This is a genomic window from Enterococcus sp. AZ194 (genome assembly GCF_051713825.1).
Lineage (GTDB): Bacteria > Bacillota > Bacilli > Lactobacillales > Enterococcaceae > Enterococcus_K.
Map to the genome: position 1 here is coordinate 53,995 of NZ_JBIOQR010000002.1, position 21,060 is coordinate 75,054.

A 21,060-nucleotide genomic window follows, 5' to 3' on the forward strand; every position below is an offset into this window, starting at 1 on the left:
TTTCATCAAACTCTTGACTCTGTGGCTATTTTTGTTTAAATAGAGCGTTGAATGTCGGAAGCTAGGGCGTTAGTTTTTCTTTGTTTATACGAAAATAAAATGAAAATTGAGTAGGCGATAAGTAGGAAACTAACGGCTAAAATGTTTTTATTAAGACTGCTTACAGGCGTAATAGAGGCAAGTAAATTAAATAGCCCATGAAAGAGAATTGTTACATAGATAGATTTTGTTCGTAAGTAGATTAGCGCAAAGACTACCCCAAGAAGTAAAGCATTGATAATCTGTAAGACAACGAGCATGGCTGCAGTTTCGGGATTTAAGCCACTTGCAATATGTAAAATGCCAAAGACGATACTTGAGAATAAGATATACGTGCTTGTCTTTTTCTCTTTTAAGTAGTAATAGAAAATTCCTCTAAATAAGACTTCCTCAACAAATCCAACTAGAATCATTTGAATAGCAATTAACAGAACAGTCGAGAAAGCAATCGTCCAATCCAGGCCCAAGATCGCAGGCTGAATTAGAACAATTACGCCCATGAATAAACTAAGTGTTCGTTCAACACGTCCTTTTTTAAAACCTAGTTCCATTCGCGTGATAGATTTTCTTTTTATATAGAAGAAAAGACCTACTGCGGAAAGTGCGAAGGCGCCTATCTGCGAAAGAATCACTCCTTGATCACCGACATTAAGGGCAATACTGATTGCCGAAAAGAAGCTAATTGTAAAGGTAAGAATGATAGCGAAGACGATTAATTTTGCATAAGTTTTGTACATGTTTTGTTCCTCCAAATATGTTTTTTTATACTATAGCATGGGCAAAAAATAAAAAAACAGTTATAATTCCTGTATACAGGAATTGGAGGATTATATGTACGGTCAATTGATGAAGGAAATTAGAAAAGCTAAAGGATTCACGCAAAAGGAAGTGTATACAGGGATTGTTTCAAAAACATTTTACAGTGATTTTGAAGCAGGGAAGTATTCTGTTGAAATCACAAAGTTCGAAGGCTTGTTGAGTAATCTGGGTCTTTCATTAGATGAAATAGGTTGTTTTGCTGAAAAGCAGGAAGAAAGTCAACAGATAAAGCTCACTCACGAAATTGATCAGTTATACAATACGGGGAAATTTGAAGAGCTTTATCAAGTGTATGAAACCTACAAATATGATCGAAATGTTGCACTTCGGTATGCTGCTATGCGTGCGTATCTATTGGTACTGATTACAAATAATAATTTTTATCAATTTTCAAGGGAGCCGTTGAGTGAAATTGTTCAGACAATTGAAAATTCGAAAATGTGGACGAAAAAAGAAATTGCTCTAGGCAAGCTTATTTTATTATCTCTTTCAGAAAAAGATAAAATCAACGCTGAGCAAATCTATCAACGATTGTTGAGGGAATTAGAGAAGTATCAATCCTATGAAAGACGCTTTTACTATGAAGAATTTGGGGATATTCATTTCGACTACATACAAAGCTTATTAGTAACTAATCAAATAGAAAAGAGTCAAGAGGCATTGACGAGTTATACTGAAGGAATTCAACAAGCAGATAATTTACATTTATCAGTTCAGCTAATGTTCATCACCTACCTAGTCCATCTTTACACAGCGTATCCAGAATACAAAATAAAGATGGCGGAGTATCTAAAAGGATTAGACTGCATTAAAACATCAGAGACTCATTTTTATACGATTATTTTTCAGATTCATCAAGAAAAAGCACGTAGCTATTATGAAAGATATTGCGTGAAATAAAATTAAATACTCAATTAAGAAAACCCAAGCTCTCGTTTGCAAAGAGCTTGGGTTTTTGATATAAACTAGGCGAAGCCGAGACATGCAATTGGTCAAACCGAGCGGCAGTCCCTCAGTTAGTCGACTGATGCATGACTTTCGCCTAAATTCACCTTAAATAAAGACGTACTTGTTTAATCTTTCGAAGGCTTCAGTTACACGAGACAAAGGAAGAGCCAGATTCATTCTGATGTGGCAAGGGCCATGGAAAGGACGACCATCTTGCCAACCAACTCCGATGTCATAACCAGCTTTCAATAATTCATCCATATTTTTTTTGTTTGCCTCACACCATTTCGTACAATCGAGGAAAATCATATAGGTTCCTTGTGGTTTTGAAAGAGTCACACCTTCAAAGTTTTGCTGAATGAAATCAACGGCAAACTCTACATTATTACTCAATACAGCTCGAAGCTCATCTACCCATTCGTAGCCTTCTTTTTTGTAGGCACCTAATAATGCGTGCATTGAAAGGACGTTCATAGCGTTGTAATGAGATAATGAACCAGCTTTCTCCATCCGATCTTTTATCCATTGATTGTAAACAATGTGATAGCTGCCTACTAAACCGGCCAAATTGAATGTCTTGCTTGGTGAATAGACAGCAACGGTACGCATTTTGGCATCATCTGAGACCATTTGTGTAGGGATATGCTTAGAGCCAGCTAAAATTAAGTCTGACCAGATTTCATCCGAGACGACAAAGACATCATATTTTTTAAATAGACCCATAGCTTTTTCGATTTCCCATTTTTCCCAAACGCGACCAGTTGGGTTATGTGGGGAACAAAAGACGGTGGCATGGATCTTTTGAGTCTTTAGTTTTTCTTCCATATCTTCAAAGTTCATTCTCCAGATATTTTCATCATCTAGATATAGTGGGCTGTGAACGATATCGTACCCATTATTGGTTAGACTGCCTGTGAATCCAATATAGGTGGGCGAGTGAAGTAGGACTTTGTCTCCCTTTGAGCAAGCAATCTCAAGAGCGGTAATGACTCCACCAAGTACGCCATTTTCGTAGCCAATATGTTCAGCAGAAAGTCCGGTGACGCCGTTTCTTTTTTGATGCCAGTCAATAATACTTTGACTATAGTTTTCATACGGAATGAAGTAGCCGTATGCCGGATGTTTTGCGCGTTCGATAATCGCTTCTGGGATTGTTGGGACTGTCGGGAAGTTCATATCAGCTACCCACATAGGAATGGTATCGAATCCTTCTTTCGCTTTTTCGGGGGACATGCCGGGGAAGTTTCCAAGGCCGTCTACAGCAATTGCATCTTTTCCATGTCGGTCCATAATCGTTGTGAAATCGTATTTCATTTTAAAAATCCTCTCTAAGTTCATTTATTTTTTGCAAACCAACTGTTCCCTATATTTGATTACTTATCGAAAGCTAGTTGGTTTGTGAAAACTACTTTATTTTCCAATTTTGTTGCAAGAAGTAAGAAACAAATAAGTAAAGATAAGACGATTGAGACGATAAATGAGCCCTTTGTCAGATCGTTTGTAAATAAGGAAGACAATTCATTTAATAAAAAGGCAGAGATAAAAAAACCGATACTAGTGAAGGCAGAGTAGAGACTGACTACTTTTGGAATTAGTTTTTCCTTTACAAGTGATGTTAGAAGAAAAACAAGTCTTGTCATCACGATTCCTGCACCGAGCCCAGCGAGATAGCTCCCTACAAATAAGCCGAAGATATTTGGCAGATAGAGCAGACATAAAAAGGAAAAGATAAGGAGTAAATAACCAGATAATAAGGTGTAGCTCTTGAACAACCTAGTCACTCTGTTAATCAATAGACCTGCAGAAATAGAACCTAAGCTAAGCGTAGAAAGCGCGAGTCCAGAAACTGAGGTATCACCAATGTTGTGTTGAGCTGTAAATATAGAAACGTTATTCATTACGCCTGCAGTTATCACGGTTATAGAAACGCTTACAAAAAGAAGTGTTAAGACCGGAATTGCTGTCAAGGAAAGCTTACTCGTTTTATCGGTTGTTTGTAAAGTTTTGTCCTCTTCTTTACTGATAGAAGATTGAGGGGATTTGATATCTTTTGGTAACATTAGGATGAATAAAAGTAAACTAATAGCAGGTAATAGAAAAATATAATAATTATTGACCCAACCATATGTGGCAAGATAACCACCGATTGCCAGGGTTGCCATATTACCGATTCCTTGAAATGCGGTTTGTTTTCCCAGGAAAGAAGAACGTTCATCTCCCTGAAAATAAGTGGAGATAAGAGAAGGGGAAACGACAGTAATCATTCCGGTACCAAACCCGACAACTCCCGAAAAAACTAAAAGGACATAAAAGTTTGTGTGTAGGATGATAGGCAAACTTCCAAAGATAAAGACAAGAGCTGTTGAAAAGATGCCTAACTGTCTTAAAGAGAAGTAGTCCTGTAGTTTTCCACAAAGAAGCGCTGAGAAGAAACCGGTAAAGCCGCCGATAGTGACGAGTGATTGGATAAGTGATATAGATATTCCAGGGAAGTCCTGACCAATAGTGGCAATAGAGGGGGATAGAGCGACGCCTGATTGGGAAATAAGAGCTATTGCAAGTATGCCAATCTTTATTTTGTTCTTTTTATTCATTTCTTTCTATTCTCCTTTTGAAAATACGAATGAGTGAAGTGACGGCACATTTGGTTTTGAGGTCTTTGACTAGTGGCTGGAGGTAGGACAGATAATAAGACGGTTTCAAGAATCATCATTCTCAGAACAAGAACAAGGCTGCTTTTTCTTTCATTTGAATGAGATTCTTTTGAAGATAATATTTTATCAACTTGATAAAAGTTTATCACTAAGATAAAATATTGTCAATTGATAACTAATTGTTCATATTAGCTAGAGTGGAGTATAAAGTAAACTATGGTATAATAAGCTTGCTACAATGAGAACGGTTACTAAATCTGATGGATTTTTTTATGAGGTGAAAAGATGAAGAATAACAAGTTAGATTATTATATGAATCTCGTTCCTTTTTTGGGCGAAACATTGGGTGCGGATTATGAAATTACGTTACAAGAAGTGTCAGAAAAAAAATCGCACATTATTGCGATTGCAAATGGCCATATTAGTGGCAGGAAAATTGGCTCTCCTCTGACAGATTTTGCATTAGAATTGATTCGAGAAAAAAGATATTTAACCAGTAATTCTGTCATAAATTATCAAGGGAAATCAAAAAAAAATCAGTCGTTGAGATCATCCACGTATTTTATCAAAGAGGATGAAAATTTGCTTGGTTTGTTGTGTATTAATTATAATGGTAATAAATTAATCAACTTGAGCCGAGAGCTTTCCGGAGTGGCCAACGAACTACTAAATCTGGCTAATGCGGGGCATTCTCACGAAAAATATGAGAACAAGGTTGAGGAAGTTCCTAGTTACGTTGAGAATTTTCCTGAATCAATCGCAGACTTAATTAACTTAACAGCTGGCGTCGATTTAACCAATCATTCTGTTAAGCTCAGTAGTGAAGATAACTTGCGGATTGTCAAGGTTCTAGAACAAAAAGGCGTCTTCCAATTGAAAGGGTCAATTCCTGAAGTAGCATCAGCCTTAAAAATTTCTGAGGCAACGCTCTATCGTTATTTAAAAAAACTCAGTTAGCCGTCAGTTTAATGATTATAAATGAAAGCAACCTCGACTTAAGGAATATGGGTCGAGGTTTTATGTCCAAATCTAGAAATATTTCTTGCGGGCCCCTCGAGTATTTTAGCGTTTTTCTTTAGGACATATTCGAAGGCATAACTGAATAGAACGAACTTATCCAAGTGATCAGAGTATTAAAAATATAATTTGATTTTTTCTCAATAATCTATAGAATACATATAAGAGAGGGGGCAAAATAATGAAAAAAATCACTATAAGAGATGTCGCAAAATTAGCTGAGGTCTCGGTCAGCAGTGTGTCCCATGTGTTTAATGATTATGAGGATATTAGCGAAGAGACAAAAAAGAGAGTGAGAGATGCGGCTAAAGAACTAGGCTATATTCCAAACTCTGCAGCCCGTAGTTTATCGAGTAAGCAGAAGAAAACAATTGCCTTGATTCTAAACGATATTGATGCGATTGTCAGAGGAGTAGCCATGCCTTTAGAAATTATCTCGGGTGTTAGTGAGTATTTGGATAATACAACATACGAGTTCGTATTCTATTCGACAAATCTAAAAAAGCAAAAGGAAAAGACTTTGCGACAGTTTTGTAATGAGCATAATATTTCTGGGGTCATTATCCAGGGGCTACGTACAACCGATCCGTATTATAAAGAACTGAATGAATTCGATTTACCTGTTGTTGCCATTGACTTGCACGTAGCAAACGAAAAGGTTGGAACAGTCAGTATTGATAATGAAAAAGCGAGTTATGAAATGACAAAAGCATTGGTTAGAAAAGGCTTCAAAAATATTTTGTTTCTTAATGGTGATTCAAAAGCAACCGTCTCTCACGTACGAGAAAAAGGTTATAGAAAAGCTGTGAAAAATCCTAAGATCGCCTATGCTGATTATAATGAAAGCACAGCGTTTGATCTGATTATTGACTTATTTGAAAAGAAAGAATTAGGAACCTATGATGTTATTTTTGCCGCCAGTGATTTGATGGCAATAGGTTGTTTGAAGGCGCTAAAAGAGTTGGGGCTTATTAATCAAATCGCTCTAGTAGGCTTTGACGATATTACATTGGCTTCTTATACAACACCTACTTTAACAACTGTTCGTCAAGATGTGATGACTATTGCCAAAGTGGCTGCTAAAAATGTAATCAAGCATATAGAGACGGGAAAAGTTGCGCATACACTGGTTGCTTTTGAACTGATTGAACGACAAAGTGCAAAAATATTTTAAATTCCTGTTGACAATGAAAGCGATTGAAAATATAATTCGAGTATACCTAAAACGTTTTAGGAGTGAATGGTCATGAACTATTTATTTTTTGTTCAACGAGTTTTGGCAGGAATCATCGATGGTATTATTGTGTATATACCATTGTATTTATTAGTAAATACAATGGTGGAGGGGTTCTTCACCCCGGAGATTGTCACAGCTGTATTATATGTAATCTATAATAGTTTAGCTATTCATTCTTTTGATGGACAGACGATAGGCAAATATTTTGCAAGAATAAGAGTTAAAGATACTGGTTTTAGCATAATGGAGGATAGTGTGCGTGAAGTGATGAAAATTCTGTATTTCATTCCTATTTTTGGTTGGCTAGTTGGACTGATTAGCGTAGTTTTCTTTTTCAAGAAGGGAAAATTTCTTCACGATCTTGTAGGAAAAAGTGAGGTTGTTTTATATGGCTGAGCTAGCAATAGGTACTTTGCTTATTCCAGTAGGTCTTACAACAGTCATTAGTTATTTTTTAGCTTGGGTCTATCGAAACGATTATCACCCTAAAAAAATGCTGATGGCTTACGGAGGATACTTTATTCCGTTAGTTGTTTTAGGGTTGATTCTACATCTGCACCTGGTGTTAATCATTGGCATTTATTTATTTGGTTTAATAGTAGGCCTCTTTCGGAACAATTATTACTTTAATGAATGAAGTCTTTCTGCCAATTACTAAAACGTTTTAGAAAAAAAGAAAAGAGGTTAAAAAAATGTTTAAAGCTGTTCTATTTGATTTAGACGGTGTCATTACAGATACTGCTGAGTATCATTATTTGGCTTGGAAAAAGTTAGCGGATGAGCTGGGGATTACGATTGACAGAGAATTTAATGAGCAACTAAAAGGAGTTTCTAGAGAGGAATCATTACGAAGAATCCTAGCTCTAGGTAACAAAGAGGATGCGTTTACTCCAGAAGAATTTATCTCATTGGCTACAAAAAAAAATAAACACTATGTAGAGATGATTCAAGCAGTCTCTCCCAAAGATGTCTATCCAGGAATCTTGAGTTTATTGAGAGCATTGAGAGCCAACAAGATTAAGATTGCCTTGGCTTCTGCTTCAAAAAATGGTCCGTTCCTTTTAAAACAGATGGAATTGACAAGTTATTTTGATGCGATTGCCGATCCCGGCAAAGTTGCAGCGAGCAAACCTGCACCCGATATTTTTCTTGCCGCAGCAAAAGAAGTGGGTGTTGCTATTCACGAGGCAATTGGCGTGGAGGATGCGCAAGCAGGAATTCAAGCTATAAAAGCTTCTGGCGCTTTGCCGGTAGGTGTGGGCGATTCAAAAGTATTAGGAACAGATATTGCGGTAGTTAAAGAGACAAGTGAGTTAACGATGAATAAGTTAGAAACTATTTGGAATAAAAAATAGAAAGTTGGATACAGTTTGGCAAGAATGAATTACAGTAAAGAAAATTTATGGCAAATAGAAGAAGTTGGATTTGATAGTCGATACTTAGGAAAAACAGAAAGTATCATGGCTTTAGGAAATGGTTATCTAGGAAGTCGAAGTGCGACAGAAGAGCGTTATACAAACGAACGACGGGATACATTTATCGCAGGAACATTTAATAAATTTGATGAAAATGAAGTCAGTGAGCTACCGAATATTCCAGATGTTTGGTGGATGGATTTTATCATTAATGGAGAAAACTTCTCACTAGAAAAAGGAAAGGTTGCCAATTACAGTAAACGTTTAAATTTGAAAACGGGTGAGCTGATTCGTGAATTTGAATGGGCAACAGGTGAGATTAAGCTACAGTTTACGTTTCGACGGTTTGTATCTAAAGCAAGAAGACATTATTTATCAAGTTATGTAGAGATTAAAAACTTGACAAGCCAATCAATGGCGATTCAAATTCGCTCAGGAGTAGACGGTCAAGTAACCAATTCTGGTAGTCAGCATTTTAATGAAGGTCAAAAAGGGTTGGTTGACGGGGAATTCATGCAAATGATGCCACAAACGATGGAAAGCCAGATTGATTTTGTTTTTACAGTGACGCATAAACTACAGGTAGAAAACTTAAAAGAACGAATTGAAATGGGGCGTCGTCAAATATTTATGAATTATTTTTTCGATTTACCAGCTAATGAATCTGCTGAAATTGAAAAAAGAATGAGTATTTACACTTCGATCGATAATGATCTTTCTATACACGAGGTTGAGGCCATGCGTCAAGTAGCGATCTCTGAAATGAAGGAAGTGGCCGAGTTATCGTTTGAGCAATTGTTAGAAGAATCTGCGAATGAGTGGGCAAAAATTTGGGCAAAGCATCCGATTCTAATTGAATCTGAAAGCTTTGAAGACCAGTTAGCGATTCATTTTGCTAAATACCATCTGCATATTATGACGCCTGCGCATGATGAGCGAATGAATATTGGGGCAAAAGGCTTAAGTGGAGAAGGGTATAAAGGACATACATTTTGGGATACAGAAATTTTTATGTTGCCTTATTTCAACTTCACGCATCCTGAAATTGCAAAAAGTTTAGTGACTTACCGCTATTTAGGATTGGATGGAGCACATAAGAAAGCAGAAGAGAATGGTTATGAAGGAGCTCAATATCCATGGGAAGCTGCTAATCCCGCAGATGGTGAGGTGACACCTGTGTGGGGAGCGGCAGATATTGTTACAGGCCAGTCCACAAAAATCTGGTCAGGGTTTATCGAACAACACATTACAAGTGATGTTGCCTTTGGGGTTAAACAATACATTGATGTGACTGGAGATCAAGAATTTGCAGAAGGAAAGGCCTATGAAATACTATTTGATACTGCCAAATTCTGGGGGAGTCGATTGGAATACAACATAGAAAAAGATAGGTATGAAATCAACGATGTAATTGGACCAGATGAGTACAAAGAGCATGTAAATAATAATGCCTATACCAATTATACGGCCCATTGGAATGTTAGGTATGCACTTAACCTTGCCAAAGAGTTAAAAGAAACAAATCCTGAGCTTTTCGAAAAACTGAATCAGAAGTTGGCCCTAGATAGAGTATTAGAAGAGTTGGCAGAAAAAGTCGAAAAGATCTTACTGCCACAACCTACGGAAGAAGGAATTATTCCTCAAGATGACTCTTACTTAGGAAAAAAAATTCTGGATTTAGCGAAGTATAAAAAAATGGATGGAGTCGATGGTTTATTCCATGATTACAATTTGGAACAAGTCAATGATATGCAAATCACCAAACAAGCAGACGTTCTATTGTTATTATACTTGTTTGAAGAGTTGTTTGCTCATGAGTTGAAACTTAAAAACTTCGATTATTATGAACCAAAAACGACCCATGATAGTTCATTAAGCTTATCGACGCATGCTATTCTTGCGGCAGACCTTGGAAAGCTGGAGGAATCATATGAATTCTTCAAGAGAGCACGCGCAATAGATATGGGTGCATATATGAAGTCATCAGATGATGGTATTCACGCAGCTAGTCTTGGCGGTATTTGGCAAATGACTGTGTTTGGTTATGGTGGTGTTCGAATGATCAATGGTCAGCTTCGAATTGAGCCTCATTTACCTCGCGCGTGGAGTCACTTGACTTATGGCTTTGATTATCAGGGCGAGTCAATTACCGTTACGGTAACAAAAGATCGGGTAGAGCTCTCTAAAGAAGACAATGGTCGTGCAATTACGTTTTTATCAAATGGGCAACAATATAGTTTACAAAATACATTACATTTATCGTAGGAGGAAAATCATGAAAACTTGGAAAAATATATTGTCAGTAGGGTTACTAGCATTCGCTTCCATTAGTTTAGTAGCCTGTGGGAATGGAAACAAAACAGACGGAAAAGATGAGACAGACTTTAAAGGCAAAACTTTAACAGTAGGCGTCTGGGGTGGAAACGAATCAGAAGAAAAAACGTTGAAGTCTCTAATCAAGGATTTCGAAGAAGAAACAGGCGCAGAAATTAGCTTGAAAACATATACTGATTATAATACACAAATTCAGACCGATTTAATCGGCAAAACAGCACCTGATGTTTTTTATGTGGACTCTTCTTATTTTCCATTCTTAGCAAGTAAAAAAGCTTTAGCTCCTTTAGATAAAAAAGAGTTTGAAGCTGATAAGTACTATGAAAACTTAACCAAAGCGTTCAGTGATGGGGATGAACTTTTCGCAATTCCTAAAGATTTTTCAACGTTAGCACTATACAAAAACACGGGTATTTTTGAAGAAGTCGGCGTTGATCCAGAATCTGTTCCGACTTCTTATGAAGAACTTGTGAAGTGGTTGCCAGATTTCCAAAAGAAATTAGATGCTAAATACGGAGACGGTAAAGTCAAAGCTATGAGTTATACTGCAGAGCTTTCTCGCTCGTATCACTTAGCTGCTCGTGATGACGCACAACCGATTGATGACAAAGGGATGCCTAATTTATCAGATAGTAAAGTAGTAGACAACTTATCTATTCTTAAAGATTTGATTGATACAAAAGCGGTTGTAACACCTCAAGAAATTGGCGCCGGTTGGAACGGAGAAGCTTTTGGTACTGGGAAAATTGCTATGATGGATGAAGGAAACTGGGTGTATCAAACACTAAAGGATGAATTTTCAGACATTAAGTTCTCAATTTCACCGATGGAAACTTATAAAGGCTCTGAAGGCGGCATGATGTTCTCAGTGGGGTGGGGGAAATATGCAGGTACGAAAAACTCTGCTTTAGCTAATGCGTGGATTAAATATGCAACAGGGGAAAAAGGAATGACTACCTGGGTAGATGGTACAGGTACGTTACCAACCCGCGAAGATGTAGCTGGGACAGCAAAAATCAGTAAAAATACGGAGCTAGAAGTCCATTTAAAAGCGGTTGATTATTCAACCGTATGGCAAAAAGGAACAAGTCTAACAACCATCAATAATGCCTACATGAACTATTGGCCAGATGTGGCTTCAGGAAAAACAACGCTTGATGAAGCTATGAAAAAAGCTGATAAGCAAGCACAGGAAGACATTAAAAAGGCTGAGTAAAAAAATCAGGCAGGGACGGTGACTGTGTCCCTGCCTACTTTTTAAGCTGTCACATATAAGAGAGTATGATTCTAAGGAGGGAAATATGAGTACAAAAGTAAAAAAATCTAAACGAGAAATAAATGAAATGATGCAAGGCTATGCGTTTATTTTACCCACGATTTTAATCCTTTTAGTTTTCTTTGTCATTTCTATTGTTTTCGCAATTTATTTATCTTTCAACAAGGTTGATCTATTTACAGGTGAATATACATGGAATAATTTTGAAAATTACCTAAATATATTTAAAGATTCGAGAAGTCTAGTTGCATTAAAGAACACAGCTATTTTTGCTCTATTTGTTGTTCCTATTCAAACCTTAATTGCACTTATTATGGCTTATATTCTTGCTAGTCGGGATGTTAAAGGAAAAAAGGCATTTCGTTTAATTTATTTTTTACCAACATTGACTAGTTCAAGTGCATTGACGATTATTTTTATGTTCTTATTTAATATTAATGGTCCTATCAACGATTTTCTGATGAGTTTAGGCTTTTATACGACGCCAATTAATTTTCTGCAAGAGCCCGAGTATGCTTTAAAGGTTATTATGGCAATGAATATTTGGTCAACGGTGCCGTATTTTATGACTATTTATTTAGCCTCTCTAGTTGATTTGCCTTACTCTTTATATGAAGCAGCTGAAATTGATGGTGCGAATGCCTTTGCCAAATTACGATTTATCACGATTCCTTACTTACGTCCAATTACTACATATGTGGTATTGACGGGGATTATCGGAACGTTTCAAATGTTTGATCAAGCTTATATATTCAGTAATGGAAGTGGCGGACCCAACAATTCAACACTAACGCTAAGTCTTCTTATTTATCAAAATGCATTCGGACAAATGCCGACAATGGGCTTTGCAGCGGCGCTAGCAGTTATCTTGTCTATTATTATTTTTACTGTAAGCCGAATTGCTGAAAAGCTGAATGGAGGGAAATAATGAAAAAGACAAAAAAACAACAGATGTTGAAGGTTTTGTTGTATGTCATTCTGGTTGCCTATGCTTTACTAACGTTTTATCCATTTATCTGGGCTGTCGCAGCAAGCTTTAAACCACTAAAGGAAATTGTTGCGGGTGGGATGAATATTTTTGGCGGAGAATTTACATTTGCAAATTATGAATATATCTTAGGACGTAGCGAAAACTTCTCACGTTGGTTTATGAATTCGTTAATTGTGTCGATTATCGGGACTACAATTAACCTGTTTTTGAACACGATGGCGGGGTATGCGTTAGCTCGCATCAATTTCCCAGGCCGGGAGCGAATTTATTGGGGCATGTTAGCCATGATGATGGTGCCAGCACAAGTCCTTTTAATCCCTAATTATCTCATTATCTCAAGCTTGGGCATGAAAGATAGTTTTACTGCATTAATTTTACCAGCAGCAATAAATATCGGAAATATTTTTATGATGAGACAATTCTTTTTGAGTTTCCCGAAAGATATTGAGGAGGCAGCGACGATTGATGGCTTGTCTCGAACAGGGACGTTCTTTAGAATAGTTATGCCTTTAGCAAAACCAAGTATTTCTACACAAGCCGTTTTTGTGTTTATGGGGTTTTGGAACGAGTTCTTAAAACCGATGCTTTATCTAACAACACCCTCTAAATATACATTAACATTAGGTCTACAAACCTTTAAATCTCAAAATGCCGGTCAACGTTGGGACCAGATTATGCCAGCTAGTGTTATCTCAATCGTACCCATTATTATTTTGTACATCATTTTTAATAAATATTTTCTCCAAGGTGTTCGTATGGATGGAGAAAAATAAAGAGCATATTTTGCGAATAATTTTTAGAGTAGACGAATCTATAAATAAGGAAATTAGTTAAAAAGGACGATTTTCAAACTATAGTATGAGGAGATAAATAACAGATGACGGAAGACTTTATTTTAACTTTGGATGATTTGGGAAGTACCTCCGTTCAAAATATCGAGACCTTGTTTGCTCAGGCAAATGGGGTCATTGGTGTACGTGCGAGCTTACCGATTCCACAAAAGGAAAGTAACCCTGGGACATTTTTGAATGGCTTTTATGAGGAACATGAAATTATTTATGGCGAGATGGCATATGGCTACGCTAAAAATCATCAGACAATGGTTAATTTATTTGATTTGCGAGAGATCAAACTAGCGATTGATGGAGAGCAGAACCTATCATTAAGCGCTCAAAATCTTCGATTAGATATGAAACAAGGGGTTCTTAAAGAAGCTTTTATCTATCAAACAAGTGATGGAAAAAAACTTGAATATACATTAGAAAGTTTTTCTAGCCATGACAATCGAAATATCTATGCACAAAAAATCGAGGTGAAAGCTCTGAATTTTTCTGGAGAAGTTCAACTCAGTAAAAAACCAACGATGATTCGTACAGAAAAATCGCAGGAGTTTGATCCTCGAGTGAAAAAGGCGAGTATTGACTGGATTCAAGAGGGAAACAAATTTACGACACCTAACAGTCAACTCAGTATCTATGTAAAATTTGATTCATTATCTGAGACCTTTATACTTGACCAAGGAGAGACTCGATCATTCATCCAGCTTTATCAAATAGCGCGCACAAATGAATTTTCTGAAGCTACCTACGAGGAATTAAGGCAGAGACAGAACGAAATTTTTGAAGAGTTTTGGCGTAGTTCAGATATTGAAATAGAAGGAGATCAACGGTTACAAAAAGGTATTCGGGTGAATCTCTACCATCTGTTTAACTCGGCTGGTCGTGATGGAATCAGTAATTTTTGTGCGAAAGGACTGACCGGAGAAGGATATGAAGGGCATTATTTTTGGGATACAGAAATCTACTTATTGCCTTTTTTTATCTATACACAGCCTGAAATTGCGAAAAGCTTACTAAACTATCGTAAAAATATCTTGCCTAAAGCACAAGATAGAGCGAAAGAACTTGGATACGAAGGAGCATTGTTTGCTTGGCGGACAATAAATGGAGAAGAAACCTCGGCTTATTATCCTGCGGGAACAGCTCAAATTCATATCAATGCAGATATTGCCTATTCCTTTGAGTTATATGAAAAGGTTACAGGAGATATTGATTATATTGAAGAAGTTAGCGAGATTATTTTTGAGACAGCGAAATTTTGGGTTAGCTACGGTTTTTTATCTGTAAGAGGCTTTGAAATTCATGAGGTGACTGGACCAGACGAGTATACGGCATTAGTAAATAATAATTATTACACGAACAAGATGGCGCAAAATAATTTATACTATGCTAGTCAGTTAGCAGAGCGTATGGGAAAAAATGAGCAAGAAGCAAAAATTTGGCGAGCTTATGCAGATCAGATGTATTTTGGGTTTGATCAAGTAAAACAGATCACCAAACAAGATGATACGTTTATGGATAAAGAGAGATGGAATTTTGAGACAACACCTAAGGATAAATATCCTCTGTTATTAAATTATCATCCAATGGTCATTTACAAGCATCAAGTGCTAAAACAAGCGGATACGTTATTGGCACACATGCTTCACAGCTCGGCAGTAACAATGGAACAACTAGAACGAGATTTTGACTTTTATGAACCATTAACCACACATGATAGTTCTTTATCAAAAGCAGTTTATGGCGTTGTAGCTAGCAACTTAGGTCGTGATACGTTGGCCTATGATTTTTTTAAAGAATCTGCCATCATGGATATGGATGATCATCAAGGAAATGCGAGTCATGGGATTCATGCGGCCAACATGGGTGGTTCGTGGTTAGGCTTAATTTATGGGTTCGCAGGATTAACATTTGATGGAAACGAAGTACAGGTTAAGAATAATTTACCAAAAGAAATTAAGTCCTTGCGCTTTACACTAACCATTCGCGGTGAGAAGAAGCACTTTGTTATTCAATAACCTAGATAGTTGAACAACCTCAAGCTGAGACTCTTAAAGATAGTCAGTGTCTTGAGGTTGAAGCTTGTAAAATTCTGCCCTAACCTCAAGTATCTGTTTTTTTCAATGTAACTGTATTCAAAGTTAATCTTTGGCTAGATCAGATTTTTCAGCAATAGTAGTCATAACACTTATGGAACAAGCAACAGATATTGAAAAAAGAACAAATTACTGGTTCTGAGCTTTTCCTTATCATGTTTGATTGCAGGGAGGGGCTTTCTGCTTGTTCACTCTCTTACGCTGATAATAAAATAGATTAAATGGAAACTATCCTTTATCAAAAAGGAGCGGTCGATAGTAGCAAGTATGGAATTCCAAGATATAAAAAGTAGCTGAAAGAATGTTTTTATATGAGCGGATAGATCATCCGTAGAGATAAGAATGTTTTTTTAAGCACAAGTTTAGGCGCATCTTATTTCAAAATATTTTTTTATAAGAAAATATTTTAATAAGATGATGAATGTTATCTAATATACACTCGTATTAAGAAGGATAAGAAGAGGGTGTTTGAATGACAAAATCGCAACATATGAATATTTATCAACGAAAGAATGGTGTTTGGGAGGGATATCGGAAAATGGGCAACCATCCGGATGGCACGATTTATTATAGTTATGCACTCAATGAGGAGCCTGATGAGGTAATGGAGGAATTGAAGGAGCTGACCAAAGAGGCAGCGATCCCTATTACGCGAGTGTATCAGTGGACCAATCACTGGTTAGAAGAGGCGGAAAGGCATTTTGGATTGGAAAAAGCTTATATCGACTACCAAATTATCGAACGTTACATTGTCCCAATTTTAAGTCATCGTTTATTGAAGGAGTTGGATCAAGGCATGATGCAACGTGTGGTGAATTCTTGGATAACTGATTATGAGCTTTCTGAAGAGAAGGTCCAAAGAGTTTTCCAAAAAGTGAAGCAGATTTTTACAGCAGCTTATGAAAAAGGTTATTTGGAAGAGAATATTTGTCAAGGGATACTATTTGATTGTTATAAATAAAATGTTTGACAGAAAATTTGGTTGATTTTGTGAAGCATCGAACGATAAATACTTCCGAATTAGCTAAATCAAGTCAGGCGCTGTTCGTGTACATCGTATGAGTGTTTTTTTACATAGTGGTTGTGCTATCTGGTCGTTTATCCGGCTAAATAGTGCAACCTTTTTCGTCTAAAAAATTTTTCCTAGCTTTTAAATAGATTTGAAGTCCTTTATACTAAAGCTAAGAGATGTGATATAAAATCAAAAAAAAATATGGAAATAAATGAGAGAGTAGCGTCTTAAATTAGAAATCAATTTAGCAATAGGTGTTGCTAAAGCAGGTAGAATTATGTTTTTAGTGTAAGGAAAAGTAGGGGGTAGGAAGAACGTCATGGCAACTATTTTAATTGTGGAAGATGATCTTTATATCAATAATTTAATGAATGAAGCTTTAACTATTGAAGGGCATCGATGCACGCAAGCATTCTCTGGAACAGAGGCTTTGTTGCTACTGGAGAAAAGTTCGTTTCAGTTAATTATTCTTGACCTCATGCTACCTGGGAGAAGAGGAGAAGAGCTCTTGCCAATTTTAACGACACAAACAAGTGCGCCGATTATTATCCTGTCCGCAATTGAAGATTTGTCGTCGAAGGTTAATTTGTTAACGATGGGTGCGGCAGATTATATGACGAAGCCGTTTGATATACAGGAGTTAATTGCGCGGATTAATGTTCAACTACGGGTACCGCAGCCGATGACCAATACAGCTTCGTTTGAATCTTTATATATAGATAAAGATCGGAACTCACTGGTTGTTTCTGGGACGCCTATTTTGTTGACGAATCAGGAATTTAAAATCATCGAGCTTTTAATTGGGCATCCGAGTAAAATTTTTACAAAACAAGAAATCTATGAGTATGCCTGGAATGAGTTTTATATTGGAGAGAATAAGACCGTGAACGTTCATATCTCTAATATTCGAAAAAAAATTAAGGAACAAACTGATGAAACCTGGATAAAAACCGTGTGGGGTGTCGGTTTTGTTTTGAAAAACTAAACTTTAACTTTTCTTTACCTTCTCTTTGCGGTGAGTTTATGCTTGTTCGGTAGACTGAAAGTGACTTAAGGAGGTCAAACAAAATGAAAGAATATTTATTAGAGACACATCAGTTAACCAAAAAGTATAAAAACCAAGTTGCTATTCAAGAGGTCAATCTTCATATCAAACGAGGTAGTATCTACGGGCTTGTTGGTCGAAATGGGGCTGGTAAGACCACGCTAATGCGAATGATTAGTGGCTTGGCAACGCCAACGAGTGGAGAAATTTCATTATTTGGTGAGTCAGGGCCAAAAGTGAATACCTTATTTTCTCGAATTGGTGTGCTGATTGAAGCACCTGGTTTATATGGAGATATGAGTGCTGCAGACAACCTTCATCTGAAACAGATTTGTATTGGTTTAAAAGGGAAAGAATATGTGACAGAGCTTTTGCAATTGGTTGGTCTAGAGCATGTAGGAAGTAAAAAGGTCAAAAGTTTTTCTCTAGGAATGAAGCAGCGACTAGGGATTGCTATGGCTTTAGTTGGTGAGCCAGACTTATTGATTTTGGATGAACCTTTAAACGGTTTAGATCCACAAGGGATGGTCGAAGTTCGGCGGATTTTAGTAAAATTGGCGAAAGAAAAAAATATTACAATCATGATTTCGAGCCATATCTTAGAAGAGTTGGAGAAAATGGCGACAGATTATGGATTTATTCATCAAGGACACTTAATTAAAGAGGTTCCTCATGAAAGAGTCATGGCTGAATGTCGCGCGTATATTGAAATTCATTTAGAAAATACTGGCCTTGGCTGTACAGTACTAGATTCGATGGGGATTTCAAATTATAAGGTAGAGGATCAAGAAACAATTCAAATTTATGAAGCGTTTGATCAGGTGAGTGAAATTAATTTAGAACTGGCGAAGGCAAGTGTGCCTGTTCGTTCAATCAATATGTCTCAAATTTCGTTAGAAGATTACTTTTTATCGTTGACAGGAGGAAACACACATGATTAATGTTATAAAAATGGATATTTATCGAATGATTCATGCAAGAAGTACCTACTATACGTTGATTGGGCTAGCGTTATTTTTAATTTTCCTTATTACGAATTCACATGATACATTGCTTGATGTTCAACAAGGACGACCAATTGCGACGGCTTCGGTAGGGATTGGCTTTAATGCGAGTTTATTATCAGATAATATGACGCTTCTAAACTTTTTTCAATTATTTGCTGGTAGTAAAAGCTTTATCTTGATGCTTTCAATTTTTAGCGTGTTATTTATCAATCACGAGGAAGCTTCGGGATTCTCTAAAAATATTGCTGGACAAGTTCAGAAAAGAGGCTGGTTATTCTTTTCAAAATTTATTTGTCAATCCGTCTTTATACTTGCTTGTTTTTTCGTCGGGATAGTTGTTTCATTTTTGGCTGGCGGTATTTCTTATGATTCTGTGGTGATAGGTAATGTTGGAAGATTAATCATGGCGGTGGGGTTACAATTCCTTTTTCACTTAGCTTTTGCGGGAATCTTACTACTCATTATCACCCTCATCAAGCAACCAGTGATTAGCTTATTAATTAGCATCTTGTTATGTTTTGGGGCTTTTTCATTCTTGTATCAGCTACTAGATAAATGGTTAATTTCACTTTTCAAATTAACGAATTTTACGATTGAAAACTATACGATGACAGGGTTAATCCCACAAGTATCTATTCAGTCAAATACGAGTCAATTGATTGGTGGACTCGCGATAGCAGCGATTTACTGTCTTGTTACGGTGGGATTGAGTGTATCAATTAAAAATAAACGTGATATTTAGACATTTTTTTGTGAGTAGTGATTATAAAGGTCTATCTGGTAAAGTAACGAAGGATAGGAAAAAACAGCCAGAAAATATGTTTATTTAGCTAAATGGAGGGAAATAAATGACAAATCTAGTAATAGGTGTACTACTTCTAATTAGCGTAATATCTATTTTTCGATTGGTTCAATATCGTCTCCAACTAAAAAAAATCAATGAGCAGCTATTATTTGTTCAGAAGCATGAGAGCAATATGCTTCTGACTTCACAAATGGATAATAGATTGTTTAATCAATTGATTATATTATTGAATCAAGAATTAGTCCAACACAAGGAAGAAAAAGTTCAACTGATTTTAAAGGAGCAAGCGATTAAAGAGACGATAACCAATTTAGCACATGATATTCGAACACCTTTGACTTCTTTAGATGGCTATTTTCAGCTGTTGGTTACAAGTCAAGATCATGAGAAACAGGACGTTTATGTGGCGAATATTAAAAACAGAATTACTACCTTAACAGAGATGTTAGAGGCGATTTTTACCTATACCAAGCTACAAAATGATGATTATGATTTGCAGATGAGCGAAGTTCAAATCAATCAGATATTGTTTGCCACGCTGTTTACATATTATCCAATCCTTTCGGAAAAAAATATTGAGCCTGAGCTTAATATTAGTGATGAGCCGATTATTATTGAAGGAGAGGAAACGGCAATTACGCGTATTTTCTCAAACGTCCTTAAAAATAGTTTGGAACATGGAGCAGGTGATATTAAAGTCAGCCTTCAAAAAGAGGATAAACAAGTTGTTTTTTCTTGTCAGAATGCTATTCAGTCAGGGGATTCTTTGGATGAGGCAAAGTTATTTGATCGTTTTTACATGTCCGATTTATCGAGAACGGGTCATTCTACAGGATTAGGGTTGGTTATTGCCAAGGAATTGGTGAAAAAAATGCAAGGAACGATTGAGTTAATGATTGACGAAAAGACGTTTACAGTAATCGTTTTATTTCCATGTATTGATTAGGAAATAAAAAAATAATTATATGAAACCTAAACCTGTAAAAATGGTTGTTTCTTACTAATTACAGTGATATAAATTTGAAAAATTTAGCAAAATGATGGTACAGTCAGCTTGTGAATGATTAAATAAGTAATACAGAAGAGGTTGGGAAAATACTAAAGTGACATTGGTTAAAATATTGAAAGCTGATTAAAAGATTAGGAATAAATCATCCTAGCACCAGCAATCATTTTACAGAGCAGTGTTACAAGAAGAGCTGGAGAGCGAAATTTGAAGAATGTCAAGGCTATTCGCTATTACACAGATAGGAATCGTATCTTCTATGTGTAGATTATTTTTGAAATGAATGAGAGACCCAAAGAGGGTTAGATGTTATTATTTGGTATTGTTATCGAAATTCTTTTGTTCTCTTCTAAAAAAATAAAGAACGCAACAAAGTAAAATGCTTAGAATTAGAGTTCCAACTATTCTAGCAATAACGGGCTGTTTATGAAATAAAAAATGTTTAAGTTAAATCATTTCTAGTATCGCGGAATTTATTGGGTGTTAGATGTGTAAAAGTCATTTGTACTTACCCCTAATA

Annotated in this window: 19 protein-coding genes; 16 read left to right on the top strand and 3 right to left on the bottom strand. The window is 36.4% G+C overall.

The annotated features are described in order from the left end of the window. Positions 1–35: 35 nt before the first annotated feature. Positions 36–776 (bottom strand): lysostaphin resistance A-like protein, encoded by a 741-nt coding sequence (locus IGI37_RS18835; RefSeq protein ID WP_438763737.1) that lies wholly within the window; start codon positions 774–776, stop codon positions 36–38. A gap of 94 nt (positions 777–870) precedes the next feature. Between IGI37_RS18835 and IGI37_RS18840 the strand changes: the two genes are divergently transcribed. Further along, entirely contained in the window at positions 871–1,758 is an 888-nt protein-coding gene (locus tag IGI37_RS18840; protein WP_438763738.1) for a helix-turn-helix domain-containing protein, read from the top strand. A gap of 153 nt (positions 1,759–1,911) precedes the next feature. Here IGI37_RS18840 and IGI37_RS18845 read toward each other — a convergent pair whose 3' ends face one another. Next, on the bottom strand, positions 1,912–3,120 hold the full coding sequence (locus IGI37_RS18845; protein ID WP_438763739.1) for a MalY/PatB family protein: 1,209 nt from the start codon (positions 3,118–3,120) through the stop codon (positions 1,912–1,914). A gap of 59 nt (positions 3,121–3,179) precedes the next feature. Next, positions 3,180–4,400: an MFS transporter gene (locus IGI37_RS18850; RefSeq protein ID WP_438763740.1), complete on the bottom strand. Its 1,221-nt coding sequence runs from the start codon at positions 4,398–4,400 to the stop codon at positions 3,180–3,182. A gap of 345 nt (positions 4,401–4,745) precedes the next feature. On the opposite strand from IGI37_RS18850, the gene IGI37_RS18855 reads away from it, so the two are divergent. The 15 genes from IGI37_RS18855 to IGI37_RS18925 all read left to right on the top strand — a co-directional run bounded on the left by IGI37_RS18855 (position 4,746) and on the right by IGI37_RS18925 (position 20,480). Next, on the top strand, positions 4,746–5,417 hold the full coding sequence (locus tag IGI37_RS18855; protein ID WP_438763741.1) for a helix-turn-helix transcriptional regulator: 672 nt from the start codon (positions 4,746–4,748) through the stop codon (positions 5,415–5,417). 241 nt (positions 5,418–5,658) lie between these two features. Beyond that, positions 5,659–6,651 carry a LacI family DNA-binding transcriptional regulator gene (locus tag IGI37_RS18860; RefSeq protein WP_438763742.1) on the top strand — a complete coding sequence of 331 codons (993 nt, stop codon included), beginning with the start codon at positions 5,659–5,661 and terminating at the stop codon, positions 6,649–6,651. A 72-nt stretch (positions 6,652–6,723) separates the two neighbouring features. After that, a complete protein-coding gene (locus tag IGI37_RS18865) occupies positions 6,724–7,110 on the top strand; it encodes an RDD family protein (RefSeq protein WP_438763743.1) in 387 nt (128 codons plus the stop codon). Continuing rightward, positions 7,103–7,351: a hypothetical protein gene (locus tag IGI37_RS18870; protein WP_438763744.1), complete on the top strand. Its 249-nt coding sequence runs from the start codon at positions 7,103–7,105 to the stop codon at positions 7,349–7,351. The genes IGI37_RS18865 and IGI37_RS18870 overlap by 8 nt, the downstream gene beginning before the upstream one ends. 55 nt (positions 7,352–7,406) lie before the next feature. Then, entirely contained in the window at positions 7,407–8,069 is a 663-nt protein-coding gene (gene pgmB, locus IGI37_RS18875) for a beta-phosphoglucomutase (RefSeq protein ID WP_438763745.1), read from the top strand. A gap of 24 nt (positions 8,070–8,093) precedes the next feature. Then, positions 8,094–10,394 carry a glycoside hydrolase family 65 protein gene (locus IGI37_RS18880; protein WP_438763804.1) on the top strand — a complete coding sequence of 767 codons (2,301 nt, stop codon included), beginning with the start codon at positions 8,094–8,096 and terminating at the stop codon, positions 10,392–10,394. A gap of 10 nt (positions 10,395–10,404) precedes the next feature. Next, positions 10,405–11,679 carry a sugar ABC transporter substrate-binding protein gene (locus IGI37_RS18885; protein ID WP_438763746.1) on the top strand — a complete coding sequence of 425 codons (1,275 nt, stop codon included), beginning with the start codon at positions 10,405–10,407 and terminating at the stop codon, positions 11,677–11,679. 127 nt (positions 11,680–11,806) lie between these two features. After that, a complete protein-coding gene (locus IGI37_RS18890; RefSeq protein ID WP_438763805.1) occupies positions 11,807–12,667 on the top strand; it encodes a carbohydrate ABC transporter permease in 861 nt (286 codons plus the stop codon). After that, positions 12,667–13,503, top strand: a complete 837-nt coding sequence (locus tag IGI37_RS18895; RefSeq protein ID WP_438763747.1) for a carbohydrate ABC transporter permease — start codon at positions 12,667–12,669, stop codon at positions 13,501–13,503. The genes IGI37_RS18890 and IGI37_RS18895 overlap by 1 nt, the downstream gene beginning before the upstream one ends. Positions 13,504–13,607: 104 nt before the next feature. Next, positions 13,608–15,587, top strand: a complete 1,980-nt coding sequence (locus tag IGI37_RS18900; RefSeq protein ID WP_438763748.1) for a glycoside hydrolase family 65 protein — start codon at positions 13,608–13,610, stop codon at positions 15,585–15,587. Between the two features lie 550 nt (positions 15,588–16,137). Further along, positions 16,138–16,626 (top strand): hypothetical protein, encoded by a 489-nt coding sequence (locus IGI37_RS18905; protein WP_438763749.1) that lies wholly within the window; start codon positions 16,138–16,140, stop codon positions 16,624–16,626. Positions 16,627–16,996: 370 nt separating this feature from the next. Next, positions 16,997–17,662: a response regulator transcription factor gene (locus IGI37_RS18910; protein ID WP_438763750.1), complete on the top strand. Its 666-nt coding sequence runs from the start codon at positions 16,997–16,999 to the stop codon at positions 17,660–17,662. Positions 17,663–17,745: 83 nt separating this feature from the next. Further along, entirely contained in the window at positions 17,746–18,663 is a 918-nt protein-coding gene (locus tag IGI37_RS18915; protein WP_438763751.1) for an ATP-binding cassette domain-containing protein, read from the top strand. After that, the gene (locus IGI37_RS18920) at positions 18,656–19,471 is read left to right on the top strand and encodes a hypothetical protein (protein WP_438763752.1); all 816 of its coding nucleotides are present in this window, start codon (positions 18,656–18,658) and stop codon (positions 19,469–19,471) included. Before IGI37_RS18915 ends, IGI37_RS18920 begins: the two co-directional genes overlap by 8 nt. A 106-nt stretch (positions 19,472–19,577) precedes the next feature. Continuing rightward, positions 19,578–20,480, top strand: coding sequence for a sensor histidine kinase (locus IGI37_RS18925; protein ID WP_438763753.1), 903 nt, complete (start codon positions 19,578–19,580; stop codon positions 20,478–20,480). Positions 20,481–21,060: the final 580 nt, after the last annotated feature.

What these genes read in the sequence shown, in the direction of transcription:
- IGI37_RS18910 (WP_438763750.1), top strand. Translation starts at nt 16,997, where the DNA reads ATGGCAACTATTTTAATTGTGGAAGATGATCTTTATATCAATAATTTA.
- IGI37_RS18855 (WP_438763741.1), top strand. Translation starts at nt 4,746, where the DNA reads ATGAAGAATAACAAGTTAGATTATTATATGAATCTCGTTCCTTTTTTG.
- IGI37_RS18895 (WP_438763747.1), top strand. Translation starts at nt 12,667, where the DNA reads ATGAAAAAGACAAAAAAACAACAGATGTTGAAGGTTTTGTTGTATGTC.
- IGI37_RS18920 (WP_438763752.1), top strand. Translation starts at nt 18,656, where the DNA reads ATGATTAATGTTATAAAAATGGATATTTATCGAATGATTCATGCAAGA.
- IGI37_RS18870 (WP_438763744.1), top strand. Translation starts at nt 7,103, where the DNA reads ATGGCTGAGCTAGCAATAGGTACTTTGCTTATTCCAGTAGGTCTTACA.
- IGI37_RS18905 (WP_438763749.1), top strand. Translation starts at nt 16,138, where the DNA reads ATGACAAAATCGCAACATATGAATATTTATCAACGAAAGAATGGTGTT.
- IGI37_RS18900 (WP_438763748.1), top strand. Translation starts at nt 13,608, where the DNA reads ATGACGGAAGACTTTATTTTAACTTTGGATGATTTGGGAAGTACCTCC.
- IGI37_RS18850 (WP_438763740.1), bottom strand. Translation starts at nt 4,400, where the DNA reads ATGAATAAAAAGAACAAAATAAAGATTGGCATACTTGCAATAGCTCTT.
- IGI37_RS18860 (WP_438763742.1), top strand. Translation starts at nt 5,659, where the DNA reads ATGAAAAAAATCACTATAAGAGATGTCGCAAAATTAGCTGAGGTCTCG.
- IGI37_RS18915 (WP_438763751.1), top strand. Translation starts at nt 17,746, where the DNA reads ATGAAAGAATATTTATTAGAGACACATCAGTTAACCAAAAAGTATAAA.
- IGI37_RS18835 (WP_438763737.1), bottom strand. Translation starts at nt 776, where the DNA reads ATGTACAAAACTTATGCAAAATTAATCGTCTTCGCTATCATTCTTACC.
- IGI37_RS18880 (WP_438763804.1), top strand. Translation starts at nt 8,094, where the DNA reads ATGAATTACAGTAAAGAAAATTTATGGCAAATAGAAGAAGTTGGATTT.
- IGI37_RS18885 (WP_438763746.1), top strand. Translation starts at nt 10,405, where the DNA reads ATGAAAACTTGGAAAAATATATTGTCAGTAGGGTTACTAGCATTCGCT.
- IGI37_RS18925 (WP_438763753.1), top strand. Translation starts at nt 19,578, where the DNA reads ATGACAAATCTAGTAATAGGTGTACTACTTCTAATTAGCGTAATATCT.
- IGI37_RS18890 (WP_438763805.1), top strand. Translation starts at nt 11,807, where the DNA reads ATGATGCAAGGCTATGCGTTTATTTTACCCACGATTTTAATCCTTTTA.
- pgmB (WP_438763745.1), top strand. Translation starts at nt 7,407, where the DNA reads ATGTTTAAAGCTGTTCTATTTGATTTAGACGGTGTCATTACAGATACT.
- IGI37_RS18845 (WP_438763739.1), bottom strand. Translation starts at nt 3,120, where the DNA reads ATGAAATACGATTTCACAACGATTATGGACCGACATGGAAAAGATGCA.
- IGI37_RS18840 (WP_438763738.1), top strand. Translation starts at nt 871, where the DNA reads ATGTACGGTCAATTGATGAAGGAAATTAGAAAAGCTAAAGGATTCACG.
- IGI37_RS18865 (WP_438763743.1), top strand. Translation starts at nt 6,724, where the DNA reads ATGAACTATTTATTTTTTGTTCAACGAGTTTTGGCAGGAATCATCGAT.